General features: G+C 73.4%; 14 protein-coding genes. 1 reads left to right on the forward strand and 13 read right to left on the reverse strand.

The features are described from left to right. The 7 genes from VFC33_16255 to ribD form a co-directional block, all read right to left on the reverse strand. Positions 1-1,461, reverse strand: coding sequence for an alkaline phosphatase family protein (locus tag VFC33_16255; protein HZR14792.1), 1,461 nt, complete (start codon positions 1,459-1,461; stop codon positions 1-3). Between the two features lie 147 nt (positions 1,462-1,608). After that, the gene (locus VFC33_16260) at positions 1,609-1,815 is read right to left on the reverse strand and encodes a cold-shock protein (GenBank protein HZR14793.1); all 207 of its coding nucleotides are present in this window, start codon (positions 1,813-1,815) and stop codon (positions 1,609-1,611) included. Next, positions 1,815-2,690, reverse strand: coding sequence for an ATP phosphoribosyltransferase (gene hisG / locus VFC33_16265; protein ID HZR14794.1), 876 nt, complete (start codon positions 2,688-2,690; stop codon positions 1,815-1,817). The genes VFC33_16260 and hisG overlap by 1 nt, the downstream gene beginning before the upstream one ends. A gap of 8 nt (positions 2,691-2,698) precedes the next feature. Then, positions 2,699-3,184 carry a 6,7-dimethyl-8-ribityllumazine synthase gene (ribH, locus tag VFC33_16270; protein HZR14795.1) on the reverse strand — a complete coding sequence of 162 codons (486 nt, stop codon included), beginning with the start codon at positions 3,182-3,184 and terminating at the stop codon, positions 2,699-2,701. Positions 3,185-3,187: 3 nt separating this feature from the next. Beyond that, a complete protein-coding gene (locus tag VFC33_16275) occupies positions 3,188-4,414 on the reverse strand; it encodes a bifunctional 3,4-dihydroxy-2-butanone-4-phosphate synthase/GTP cyclohydrolase II (GenBank protein HZR14796.1) in 1,227 nt (408 codons plus the stop codon). A 21-nt stretch (positions 4,415-4,435) separates the two neighbouring features. Then, positions 4,436-5,032, reverse strand: a complete 597-nt coding sequence (locus tag VFC33_16280; protein ID HZR14797.1) for a riboflavin synthase — start codon at positions 5,030-5,032, stop codon at positions 4,436-4,438. Then, positions 5,032-6,171, reverse strand: coding sequence for a bifunctional diaminohydroxyphosphoribosylaminopyrimidine deaminase/5-amino-6-(5-phosphoribosylamino)uracil reductase RibD (gene ribD, locus VFC33_16285; GenBank protein ID HZR14798.1), 1,140 nt, complete (start codon positions 6,169-6,171; stop codon positions 5,032-5,034). The genes VFC33_16280 and ribD overlap by 1 nt, the downstream gene beginning before the upstream one ends. Positions 6,172-6,688: 517 nt before the next feature. Between ribD and VFC33_16290 the strand changes: the two genes are divergently transcribed. Then, positions 6,689-7,081 (forward strand): hypothetical protein, encoded by a 393-nt coding sequence (locus tag VFC33_16290; protein HZR14799.1) that lies wholly within the window; start codon positions 6,689-6,691, stop codon positions 7,079-7,081. Positions 7,082-7,115: 34 nt separating this feature from the next. On the opposite strand, the gene VFC33_16295 is transcribed toward VFC33_16290, so the two are convergent. The 6 genes from VFC33_16295 to VFC33_16320 all read right to left on the reverse strand — a co-directional run. Beyond that, positions 7,116-7,601, reverse strand: coding sequence for a MogA/MoaB family molybdenum cofactor biosynthesis protein (locus VFC33_16295; GenBank protein ID HZR14800.1), 486 nt, complete (start codon positions 7,599-7,601; stop codon positions 7,116-7,118). A gap of 1 nt (position 7,602) precedes the next feature. Further along, entirely contained in the window at positions 7,603-8,265 is a 663-nt protein-coding gene (rpe, locus tag VFC33_16300; protein HZR14801.1) for a ribulose-phosphate 3-epimerase, read from the reverse strand. Beyond that, positions 8,262-9,587, reverse strand: coding sequence for a transcription antitermination factor NusB (locus VFC33_16305; protein ID HZR14802.1), 1,326 nt, complete (start codon positions 9,585-9,587; stop codon positions 8,262-8,264). The genes rpe and VFC33_16305 overlap by 4 nt, the downstream gene beginning before the upstream one ends. Further along, positions 9,584-10,483, reverse strand: a complete 900-nt coding sequence (gene fmt, locus VFC33_16310) for a methionyl-tRNA formyltransferase (protein ID HZR14803.1) — start codon at positions 10,481-10,483, stop codon at positions 9,584-9,586. The genes VFC33_16305 and fmt overlap by 4 nt, the downstream gene beginning before the upstream one ends. A gap of 24 nt (positions 10,484-10,507) precedes the next feature. Then, complete coding sequence (gene def / locus VFC33_16315; GenBank protein HZR14804.1) at positions 10,508-11,035, reverse strand: peptide deformylase; 528 nt, start codon at positions 11,033-11,035, stop codon at positions 10,508-10,510. 34 nt (positions 11,036-11,069) lie between these two features. Next, positions 11,070-12,818 (reverse strand): hypothetical protein (locus tag VFC33_16320; GenBank protein HZR14805.1); only part of this gene is annotated, 1,749 nt, incomplete at its 5' end.

Here is a 12,818-nt window from a genome sequence, read left to right on the forward strand (position 1 = left end):
CTACGGGGCGCGCGCGCCCGTTCGTTCCGTGAGCGTCGTCTGCGGTCGCTCGGGCAGCAGGACGGGCGGACGTGGCTTCTGGGTGAAGTCGAAGTCGCTCGCGAGGTCGCCGAGGATCTTCACGTCCTCGCGCACGGTGGGTCGTGGGTCGGGACGGCCGTCGGTGCGCGGGTCGAGCCGCTGGCCGTGCAGGAAGTCGTCCTCGATGAACTTGTCGTACGCGTCGAAGCTCAGCGTCTGGTGGTCGACGTAGCCGCGCTTCGCGTACGGACTGATCACGATGCCCGGGACGCGCAGCCCGTAGCCGTTCTCGTCGACCGTCGGCGGGACGACGTGGTCGTAGAACCCACCCCAGTCGTCCCACGCCAGGAAGATCGCGGTCGACGACCAGTCGGGACTGCGCATCACCGCGTTCACGAGACTCGTGACGTACGTCTGCCCCGCGCTGACCTTCGCGGGCGGGTGCTCGCTCACCGATCCGGACGGCGCGATCCACGACACCGCCGGGAGCGTTCCCTTCTTCGCCTGGGCGTAGAAGTTGTCGAGCGACTGGATGTTGCCGAGCTGCCCGTCGCTCTTGACGGTGTCGAAGTACGGCAGCGGGTTCCAGATGCCGGGCGTCTTGGCGTTCTGCGGGACGGGTGCGCACGACTCCGCGGCGTCGTCCTCGCAGTCGGGCTCCGTGCCGTTCAGCACGTAGTAGCCCCAGGACACGTCGTCCTTGTGGAGCAGGTACGTGAGGTCGGTCCACGCGTAGATCGGCGGCCGCCGCGCCGCGACGTTCGCGTTGCGCTTCGCCGCGAAGTCCGGCGGGAGCCCGGGCGACTGGAGCGCGTTGCGGCAGCTGCCCGGGTTGTCGTGCTGCGTGCACGCGGCCGACCACTCCGACACCTGGAACAGGTGCTCGGGCAGGCTCCACGACGCGTTCGGCTCGAACATGTGGTCCTGCAGCACGAAGTCCTCGGCGTACGTCCAGTAGTTCGGGATGTCGGACCTGGTGTGGTACCCGACGACGTCGGGCGTCGCCGAGTTCGTGCACGCGGGGTTGGTCGGGTCGAGGCATCCCTTGCGCCCGGCCTCGGCCTGGGCCACGAAGCCGTCCATCTTCCCGCCGTTGACGTCCGCGGTCGCGTTGGCCGCGCTGTGCGGGCCGCCGCCGTTCACGTCCGCGTGGTCCGCGTACGGGCGCACGCAGTCGCCCTTCTGCGGGTCGGGGACGCAGACGGTCGGCTGGCCGTCGCGCATCGGGATGCCGTCCGCGCCCGGGAACGTCCCGAAGTACGAGTCGAACGACCGGTTCTCCTGCATGATCACGACGACGTGCTGGATCTTGTGGATCCCGTCGTTCGCCGAGGCGGCGGCCGTCTTCGTCTTCGACGCGCTCGTCGAACCGCCACCGCTGCACGCGGCGAGCGCGGTGACCGACATGACCGCGGCGAGCGCGGTGGCTGCACGTCGCACGATGGACCTCCCCGGACGGGACCGACGACCGAGCATCCGCCGCGCGCGTGAGCAGCGTACGGCCGCAGTGTCAGAGGACCGTGAAGCCCCATGCGTTCATGCGTCGCTCGTCGTCGAAGAGCGACGTTTGGCGACGCATGGACGCGCTCACGCCCGGCGGATCTCGATCGCCTCCCACTGCCCGAGCGGGCCCGGCCCGACGTCGAACGTGACGGGCGCACCGGTCGGGATGGTCCGGGTGCCGTCGGCGATGCGCGTGCAGTGGAAGGGATAGCGGGTGCCGTCGCCGTCGACGATCTCGCCCCGGCCGCGGCGCTCGTCGAAGTGCTCGACCCGCCCGCGCCGCTCCGGCATCAGTGGACGATCTTCGAGATCGGCAGCTCGATGATCCCGGTCGCGCCGTGGTCCTTGAGCGCGGGGATGAGCGTGTTGATCTCGGACTTGGCGACGACCGCCTCGACGGCGTAGGCGTCCACGCGGAACAGCTTCGACACCGTCGGCGCCTTCAACGCCGGCAACAGCGCGACGACGCCGTCGAGGTGCTGCTCGTCGACGTTCAGCTTCACGAGCACCCGGCCACGGGCCTCGAGCGCGCCGGTGAGCAGCGTCTGGATCTGCTCCATGGCCTTGCGCTTGGCGGGATCGCCGTGCGACTCGGGGTTCGCGATGAGCTCCGTGTACGACGTGAGCACGGTGTCGACGATCTTGAGTCCGGCGGCGCGCAGCGCGCGGCCCGTCTCGGTGATCTCGATCACCGCGTCCGCGATCTCGGGGATCTTCGCCTCGGTCGCTCCGTAGGACAGCGTGACGTGCGCGTCGACGCCGTGCTTCTCGAAGTAGCGGCGCGTCAGCTCCGGGTACTCGGTGTGGACGCGCACGCCGTCGGGCAGGTCGGTCACCGACGCGACCGGTGAGTCACCGGCGACCGCGAGCACCATGCGGATCGGGCGCGCGGTCGCCTTGGAGTAGTGCAGCTGCGTGAGCGAGACGACGTCCGCGCCGGTCTCCTCGATCCAGTCGCGCCCGGTGATGCCGACGTCGAACAGCCCGCCGGCGACGTAGCGCGGGATCTCCTGGGGCCGGAGGATGCGGACGTCCTCGACGCGCGGGTCGTCGATCGACGCGCGGTAGTCGACCTCGGAGGACCGCTCGACGGCGAGATCGGCCTCCTCGAAGAGCTGGAGCGTCGCGCGCTCGAGTGTCCCCTTCGGCAGCACCAGCCGCAACATGTCCTCTCTCAGCCTCCGGTCCTGGGATGGGGCAGACGGCGCAGCAACGTTGCCATCTCGATCGCCGTGCAGGCCGCTTCGGCGCCCTTGTTCCCCTCCGCGCCGCCCGCCCGGGCCAGCGCCTGGTCGAGGTCGTCGGTCGTCAGGACGCCGAACGCGCACGGCACACCGGTGTCGAGCGACACCCGCATGATCCCCGCGGCACACTCCCCCGCGACGTACTCGAAGTGCGGCGTGTCGCCGCGGATCACGGCGCCGAGGCACACGACGGCGTCGTACCCGTGCGTCGCCGCGAGCCGCATCGCGACGATCGGGATCTCGAACGCGCCCGGCACCCAGTGGACGGGCACGTCGTCGTCGACACCGGCGTCGCGGAGCGCACCGAGCGCGCCGTCGAGCAACGGCTTCGTGATGTGGTCGTTGAAGCGCGCCGCGACGACCGCGACGCGCAACCCGCGCCCGTCGAGCTCGCTCGCCGGCGAATACTCACCCATGCGTCAGCTCGTCCCGAGGCCCTCGTCGCCGAGGTCGAGGAGATGACCGAGCTTCTCCTGCTTCGCGCGCAGGTACGCGATGTTCTCCTGGTTGGGCACGGTGCTGAGCGGGACGCGCTCGACGATCTCGAGCCCGTACCCGTCGAGACCGCCGTACTTGGCGGGGTTGTTCGTCATCAACCGCATCGTGGTGATGCCGAGATCGACGAGGATCTGCGACCCGATCCCGTACTCGCGCTTGTCGACCGGGAAGCCGAGCTCCACGTTCGCCTCGACCGTGTCGCGCCCGCGGTCCTGCAGGTTGTACGCGCGCATCTTGTGGCCGAGCCCGATCCCACGGCCTTCGTGGCCGCGCAGGTACACGACGGCTCCCTCGCCCTCCTCGGCGATGCGCGCCAACGCGAGGTCGAGCTGGACGCCGCAGTCGCACCGCATCGACCCGAACACGTCGCCGGTGAGGCACTCGCTGTGGACGCGCACGAGGACGTTCTGCTTGCCCGCGACCTCGCCGCGCACGAACGCCATGTGCTCCACGCCGTCGAGCAAAGACTCGAACACGTACGCGGTGAAGTCGCCGTGGCGCGTCGGGATGCGCGCCTCCGACACGCGCCGTACCAGCTTCTCCTGGTGGCGTCGGTAGCGGATGAGGTCGGCGATCGAGATCATCAGGAGGCCGTGCTCGGCCGCGAGCGCCTCGAGCTGCGGCAGACGGGCCATCGTGCCGTCGTCGTTGACGACCTCGGCGAGGATCCCGGCCGGGTAGCACCCGGCGAGCCGCGCGAGATCGATCGCGGCCTCGGTGTGCCCCGCTCGCTTCAACACGCCGCCCTCGCGGTACCGCAACGGGAAGATGTGACCCGGCCGCATCAGGTCGTCCGGCTTGGTGCGCTTCTCGATCAGCGTGTGCACGGTCGTCGTGCGGTCGGCCGCGGAGATCCCGGTCGTCGTCCCGACGCGCGCGTCCACCGACACCGTGAAGGCGGTGCGGTGGTGCTCGGTGTTGTTCGCGACCATCAACGGGAGCTGCAGCTCGTCGAGCCGCGCGCCGAGCATCGGCATGCAGATGACGCCGCTCGTGTGACGGACCATGAAGCCCATCGCCTCGGTCGTGACGCGCTCCGCGGCCATGATGAGGTCGCCCTCGTTCTCGCGGTCGGCGTCGTCCACGACGATCACCATCTCGCCGCGCCCGATCGCCTCGATCGCGTCCTCGATCCTGCTGAACGGCATCGTCGGTCCTTCCGTTGCGCCCTACGCAGATGCGGAGAGCAGTCGCTCGACGTACTTCGCGAGCACGTCGACCTCGAGGTTCACCCGGTCACCCGGCCGCGCGGTGCCGAGCGTCGTCACCGCGAGCGTGTGCGGGATGACGGCGACCGAGAAGCCGTCGCCATGCAGCGCGGCGACTGTGAGGCTGATGCCGTCCACGGTGATCGAGCCCTTCTCGACGACGTAGCGCAGCAGTCCCGGTGGTGTGGTGATCGTCACGCGCGTCGACCCGTCGTCGAGCGGCTCCCGGCCGGCGACGGTGCCGACGCCGTCGACGTGGCCCTGCACGATGTGGCCACCGAGTCGGTCGGCGAGGCGGACGGGGCGTTCGAGATTGACGGGATCACCGGCGCGCAGGCCGCCGAGCGAGGTGCGCTCGAGCGTCTCGACGACGGCGTCGGCCGCCCACCAGCCGTCGCCGACGCCGACGACCGTGAGGCAGCAGCCGTTGACCGCGATCGACGCGCCGTCCTGTGCGTCGTCGAGGACACGCTCGCACCCGATCTCGAGCCGCGCGCCGCCGTCGTGGTGGTCCACGCGTCGCACGCGCCCGAGCTCCTCGACGATGCCGGTGAACATCAGTCCATGGCTCCCGGCGTCGGCGTCAGGTCGAGCCGGGCGTCATTGCCGACGCGCGTGACCGACGTGAGCTGCCATTGCGACGCATCGCCGATCGTCGCCGCTCCGGGCAGCGCGAACGCAGGACGCCCGCGATCGCCGATGACGACGGGTGCGACGTACGCGACGACGGCGTCGGCGAGCCCGGCCTCCAGGAACGACGCGTGGACGGTGGGGCCGCCTTCGACGAGGACCTGCAGCACGCCGAGCCCACCGAGCACCGCGAGGGTCCCGGCCAGGTCGACGCCGGCCCCGGCGGATGACGGTTCGACGAGCTCGACCTTGGCACCCGCGGCCCGCCAGGCGTCGACGGCGCGCGTGGGTGCGGCGTCGGTCGTGACGACGAGCGTCGGTGCGAGCGCGGTGTCGAACAGCGGACCGGTGGCCGGGACCCGACCGCGCGCGTCGACCACGACACGCACCGGCGCGACGCGCGGCGGGTCGTCGACGTCGCGGACCGTCAGCGACGGCTCGTCCGCCAGCGCGGTCCCCGCGCCGACGAGCACGGCCTGGCTGTCGGCACGTAGCTCGTGCGCGTCGCGGCGGGCGTCCGGACCCGTGATCCAGCGTGACGTGCCATCGGCCGCGGCGACGCGCCCGTCGACGCTCGTTGCCGTCTTCAAGAGCGCATACGCGCGCCCCGTGCGGCGGTGGTGGAGGTACGCGGCCAACGACGCCCGGGCGTCGTGCGCGCCGGCACCGACGTCGACGGTGATCCCCGCGTCGCGCAGGACGGCGATCCCGCGTCCGGCGACGTTCGGGTCGGGGTCCTCGAGCGCGACGACGACACGCGCCACCCCGGCATCGCGCACCGCGTCGACGCACGGCGGCGTGCGGCCGTGGTGCGAGCACGGCTCGAGCGTGGTGTAGAGCGTGGCGCCGCGGGCGCGCGCACCGGCGGCGCGCAAGGCGTGAATCTCGGCGTGAGGCCCGCCGGGCGGCGACGTCGCACCCTCACCGACGATCTCGTCACCGTGCGCGACGACGGCGCCGACCCACGGGTTCGGCGCGGTGTGGCGGCGGACGGAGCGGGCGAGGTCGACCGCGCGCGCCATGAGCCGGGCGTCGGTCTCGGGTCCTGCGTCCCCCGCTGCGGGCACTGGTTCCTCCCGACCCTGCGGGAAGGCGCGGGAACAGCGCGCAGTGGCCACGTGCGGCCACGTCTGCGCCCTCTCCCATCCGGACTGTGACCGTCGGCCCAGGACTTCGGCCGCCGCCGGTGCGGCGCCCGGCACCTGGTCGACCGCACGGCTGGCTGCCGTGGGCTCGCGGGCTCCCGCGACCAGTGTCGCGGCTACCGCCGGTCGGGACTTCCACCCAACCCCGAGGGCCGTTGCTCTTGTGTGATCTGGGATATCGAGGATACCGCCAGTGAACCTGACGGACAATCAGATACAGAGCGGTGAGACTCCGCCGGCGCGGTCTCGCGCCGAGCGAACGACCTGTCGTCACGCGCGCGATCGCGCGGGCGCGCGTCGCGATGGATCGCTTGTCACGCGCGACGCGCGTCATCACAATGACGAGGAAAAGACTCGGAGCTGACGGGACAGCGGCCTCCCGATCGGGTAACAAGGCACTCGCAACCCGTTCGGTGCACCGGAGCACGTCAGAGGAGTGATGGCGATGTTGATTGCCGTCGCCGCGGGTGGTGTGTTCGTCGTCGTGGTTGCGGCGATGCTCGTCCTCTGGGCGCGCCGCCGCCCGGCGCTCGAGCAGATCGACCCGCAGTCGGTTGAGCTCGCGGCCGATCCCCCGTCGAGCCAGGTCCGGATCCTGCGCAGCCGCGAGGAGCTGGCCGAGGCGATCGAACGCGCGACGACGACCGAGCAGGCGCTCGCCGCCATGGCGTCGCGCCGCGCCGCGCGCTACACGCGCTTCGGCGGCTCGGCCACGGGCGCGTCGAAGACCCCCGCGCTGGCCGACCACCCGGGCGTGACCCCCCTGCGCGGCATCGGCGACACGCCCGCGCCGCCCGTCCCGCCGACCGGCACCGCCGACCCCGGGATCTGACCGGCCGGGCCGTCCGGCCCGGCACGCGAGTGCGTTAGTGCGGGTGTCCGCCCGCCAGCAGGTCGAGCGCGTGCGGCACCGCGGGGAGCACGACGTCCAGGCACTCGAGCGCGCCGCGGCTCGACCCGGGCAGGTTGCACACGAGCGCGGCGCCGACGGTGCCGCACACGCCGCGCGACAGCATCCCGAACGGCTGCCCGGGACGGTTGCTCGCGGCGCGCATCGCTTCCGCGAAGCCCGGGACGTCGCGCTCGACGGCGGCCCGCGTGCCCTCGGGCGTCAGGTCGCGTGGGCCGAAGCCGGTCCCGCCCGTCGTGACGACCAGGCCCGCGAACCCGTCGGTCAGCTCCCGCAACGCGTCGCGCACGGACTCGACGCCGTCCGGGACCACACGGTGCTCGACGACGTCACAGCCCTCGGCACGCAGCCGGTCGACGAGCGCGCGTCCCGACTTGTCCTCCCGGGTCCCCGCGACCACGCCGTCCGAGACGGTCAGCACCTTCGCCGCGAACGTGCGCACGTCAACCCGCGTCGGGCCACGCGGCGCGACGGATCTCGCGGGCCGAGGCACGGGGATCGTCAGCGTGGAAGATCGCGCTGCCCGCGACGAGGATGTCCGCCCCGGCGTCGGCGGCCTCACGCGCGGTGTGGACGCTGATCCCGCCGTCGATCTCGACCTCGACCGCGAGGTTGCGCGCGTCGATCTCGCGCCGCGCGGCGCGCACCTTGTCGAGCACTTCGGGGATGAAGGCCTGGCCGCCCCAGCCCGGGTGCACGCTCATGACGAGGAGGATGTCGATCTCGTCGAGGTACGGGACGACCGCGTCGAACGCGGTCTCCGGGTTGAGGACCAGCCCGACCCGCATCCCGAGCGACCGCATCCGGTCGAACAGGGGTCGGGGGTCGCCGAGCTCGACGTGCACGGTGCAGCTGTCGGCACCGGCCTCGGCGAAGTCGTCGAGGAGCACGCCCGGGTTGTCGATCATCAGGTGGCAGTCGAGATACAGGTCGGTGTCCTTGCGCAGCGACGCGACGACGGGCGGGCCGATCGTCAGGTTCGGCACGAAGTGACCGTCCATCACGTCGACGTGGAGGAGGTCGGCCTCGTCGCGCACGCGCTCGACGTCCTCGGCCAGGCGGGCGAAGTCGGCGGACAGGATCGACGGCGCGAGCTTGCGGGTCACGAACCCGACCCTACCGATCGCAGCGTGAGCACGAACATCCCGTCGGTCCCGGCGTCCTGCGGGAGCAGGAGCGCGCCGCGGCCGCACGGTCGCCACGGTCCGCCGGGCGGAGCTGTCGGCTCGAGGCCGGGCGCGTTCCGCCGCAACCACTCGTCGACGTCGACGGTCTCCGCGCGCGTCACCGTGCACACCGAGTAGACGAGCACGCCGCCGGGCCGGACGCGCGTCGCCGCGTGCCCGACGAGCTCACGCTGCAGCGTGGCGAGGGCGTCGACGTCGGCGGGCCGGACCCGCCAGCGCGCCTCCGGACGGCGGCGCAGGACGCCGAGCCCGCTGCACGGGGCGTCGACGAGCACCCGGTCGAAGCGCGTGCGGGGTGCGAACGGCAGCGCGCGCCCGTCGGCCGTCACGCTGCGGACCCGGCGCAGTCCGAGGCGGCGGGTGGCGGTCCGGACGAGTTGCGTCCGGCGGGGGTTCGCGTCGAGCGCGACCACGAGGCCGTCGTCGCCGATGCGCTCGCCGAGCGCGGTCGCCTTTCCGCCGGGCGCGGACCCGACCTCGAGCACGTGCTCGCCGGGTCCTGCGCCCACGAGCGCGGCGACCGCCTGGCTCGCCTGGTCCTGCGGCGTCGCTCGACCTTCGACGACGGCGGGGAGCGCGCCGGGGTCGCCGATCCCCCGCACGACGAGCGCGTCGTGGACGAGCGCGCCGCGCGACACGTCGGCGCCCGCGGACAGCAGCTCGCGCGTCAGCGCGTCGGGTGTCGTCCAGACCGGGTTCGGCCGCAGCGTCAGGGCGGGGACGTCGTTGTCGGCGGCGAGCAGCGCGAGCGCGTCGTCGCGCCCGAGGTCGTCGACGAGGCGGGCGACGATCCAGTCCGGGTGCGAGGTGCGGATGCCGACGGACGTGACGTCGTCGCCCTCCGGCCACGGCCACGGGGGCCCGAGCGTGGCGACCGTCCGGAGCACGCCGTTCACGAACCCGCGGGCGCGCGGTGCCCGACGCGCGCAGGCGTCGACCGTCGCGGACACCGCCGCGTGCGCCGGCACGCCGTCGACGAGCTGGGCGGCGCCCATCCGCAGCGCGGCGCGCACCGGCGCGTCGAGGGTCTCGACGGCCCGCGTGAGGGCGATGCCGAGCAGGTGGTCGAGGGCCCGCAGGCGCCGCACCGTCCCGTAGACGAGCGACGTCGCGAACGCGCGGTCTCGGGCCGCCAGCCGCGTGTCGCGCAACATCGCGGGCAGGAGCAGGTTGGCGTACGCGCCGTCCTCGATCCGCACGAGCGCGTCGAGGGCGACGTCGCGCGCAGAGCGAGACGTCACGTCACGGCGATCGGGCCGTCGACGCGACGTCCCGCGAGCCACGCGCGCGCGGGCATCGGGCGACGCCCTTCGGGCTGCACCTCCTCGAGCACGAGCGCACCCGCGGGCGTGACGATCGCGTCACGCGCGAGCGAGCCGACCGGCGCGTCGACCGGCTCGTCGGCGACGTGCGCGCGCAGCACCTTGACCCGCGTGCGCTCCATGGTGCACCACGCACCCGGGCGAGGGTTGCCGGCTCGGACGACACGGGCGAGCTCGTCGGCCGGCCGCCGGGGGTCGAGGTGGAACTCGTCGACGGTGAGCTTGTCGGCGTACGTCGGCTCGCCGGTCTGCTCCACGGGCGTCGTCGTGGGCACGGCGGGGAGCGTGGCGACGAGCAGGTCCGTGCCGAGCTGGACGAGCCGCGTGCGCAGCTCGCCGGCCGTCTCCTCGCGCCCGATCGCCGTGGCGCGGCGCGCGTACACCGGGCCGGTGTCGAGCCCGGCCTCGATCCGCATGATGCAGACGCCCGTCTCGTCGTCGCCCGCGAGGATGGCGCGCTCGACCGGCGCCGCACCTCGCCATCGCGGCAGCAGCGAGAAGTGCACGTTGACGAAGCCGTTCGGAAGCGCGTCGAGCAGGCGCGTCGGGAGCAGCTGTCCGAACGCGACGACCACACCGAGCGTGGCGCCGGTCGCCGCGACCTCGTCGACCACCTCCCCGGCCTTGGCCGGCGTCCGCACGTCGAGCCCGAGCTCCCGCGCGGCGACGCTGACGGGGCTCGGCTCGTCGCCGCCGCGACGACTGCGACGGCGGTCGGGCTGCGTGACGACGAGCGCGATCTCGTGTCCGTGTGCGTGGAGTGCCCGCAGCGGCGGGACCGCGTCGGCCGGCGTGCCGAGGAACACGACGCGCACGGTGAGCCGCCCGCGTCCTCGCGGCTAGAGACCCGGCGTGCCGTTGTGGCGCGCCGGCGCCTCGCCGAGCAGCTCGCGCTCGCGCATCGTGCGGAGCGCCTGCTTGCGCACGTCGGGCTCGAGGCGGTCGAGCATCAGGACGCCGTCGAGATGGTCGAGCTCGTGCTGCATGACACGCCCGAGGTAGTCGTCCGCCTCGAACGTCTTCTCGTTGCCTTCGAGGTCGAGACCGCGAACGGTGACGACGCGCGGACGGACGACCTCGAACGCGTAGCCGGGGATCGAGAGACAGCCCTCCTCGAACTCCCACTCGCCGGTGCTCTCGACGATCTCGGGGTTGATGAGGACCTCGGGACCCTCGCCGACGTCGTAGGTGAACAGCCGCCGCTGGACGCCGACCTGCGGCGCGGCCAGCCCCACGCCCGACGCGTCGTACATCGTCTCGTACATCGTGTCGACGAGCCGCGCGAGCGCGCCGTCGATCTCCTCGACCTCGCGCGAGCGCTGCTTCAGCACGGGATCGCCGAACTTCCGGATGGTGTACGTCGCCACGAGCTCAGGGTACCAGCGGCCTCGCGCGTGCCCGTCAGACGCGCAGCGGGTCGACGTCTACGCGCAGACGGCCGTGACGGCGACCGTCCGCGGCCGCGACGGCGAGCGCGTCGCACAGCGTGGCGACGTCGTCGGCGCGCACGAGCGCGCGTGCGCCCGCGCGCGTCGGCGTCGGGCCGAGCACGGACACGTGCGCGTCCGGGAGGCGTGCGACGGCGGCGTCGACCGCTTCGCCGGCGCCCGAGACCTCGGCGAGCGCACCGAAGGGCGGGAACCCGAGGAGCTGCCGCCGTTCGCGTTCGACGCCCGGGACCAGCTCGGGATCCCGTGCTCGGACGGCGCGTACCACCTCGTGGTCGGGGACCCGCGTCTGCACCAGCAGCCGGCCGTCCGGCCCGACCGCACGCGCGCCCCGGGCGAGGAGCCACAACGCCTGCTCCGCGGCGCGGTACCGCAACGCGAGGAGCTCGTGGTCAAGCTCGAGGAACGCGGCGAGACCCGGGCGCCGACCCGGCATCCCGCGCACCCGGTGCAGCACGGCTTCCGTGCCGACGAGCACGTCGGCGTCGGGCACGTGCACGGTCGCCGCGTCGACCGCGGCGACGGTCGCGCGCGGCAACAGCGCGGCGAGGTCGTCGCGCAGCCGGGACACGCCGGCGCGCACGACGCGCATCCGTGTCCCGCCGCACCGGGTGCAGAGGCGCGCGCGCGGCTCGTCGCACCGCGGGCAGACGAGCCCGCCGTCGGTCTCGCCCACCGCGGCACCACACCGCTCGCACCGCACGAGCTCGCCACACGCGGCGCACGCGAGCAACCGGGCGCGACCCTTCCGGTTCACGACGCACAGCGCGCGCCGGTCGCGGTCGATCGTCTCGTGCAACCGCGTGGCGAGCGTCTCGGACAGCAGCCCGAACCCCGGTCGCGTGTCGCGCAGGTCGACGACGTCGACCACCGGCCACCCGTCGCGCTCCAGCGCCCGGTTCGGGCGGGCGAACGCGGTCGCCGCGACGCACGCGTCGACCGTCGGCACGGGGCTCACGAGCGTCACGCGCGCGCGGGCGCGTCGCGCGCGTTCGATCGCGACGTCGCGGGCGTGCCACGCGGGAACACGCTCCTCGACGAGACCTTCGTCGCCCTCGTCGAGCACGACGATCGCGGAGAGGTCGGGTACGGGCGCGAGCACCGCGACGCGACCGCCGACGACGACGCACGCGCCCCGCCGGGCTGCGGACCACGCGCGGGTGCGCTCGGCGCCCGTCTGGTCGCCGCGCACGACGACGACCGAGCGCCCGTCGCGCTCGAGCGCGCCGACGAGCGACCCGAGGCGCACACCCTCGGGCACGACGACAACCGTCGAGCCCGAGGGCGCGAGGAGGGACCGGACGAGCGCGCGCCGGTCGGACGCGGGCGGCCACGCGACGAGCCCGACGGGCGCGTCCGCGATGCCGTCGAGACCGGCCGGCGCGTCGACCACCGGGTGCACGCCGACCTCGCTGATCGGAACGGCCTCGGGCGGGACGATGTTGGACGGCGACGCGCTGCGCAACAACGCGGTGACCGGCCCGCACCACCGCCACGCGATCCACCGGCACAGGTCCACGAGCTCGCGGGACGGGCCGGCCGACACCGCGGCCGCGATGGGCCGGAGCCGCTCGGGTTCCGTCTCGGGCGCGACGTCGTCGGCCACGACCCAGCCGCGCACGCGCCGACCGTGGAGCGGGACGCGCACGATCGTGCCGACCGCGACGCGCGCGTCGAGCGCGTCGGGCACGAGATAGTCGAA

The organism is Acidimicrobiia bacterium, from assembly GCA_035651955.1.
Classification (GTDB): Bacteria; Actinomycetota; Acidimicrobiia; order IMCC26256; family JAMXLJ01; genus JAMXLJ01.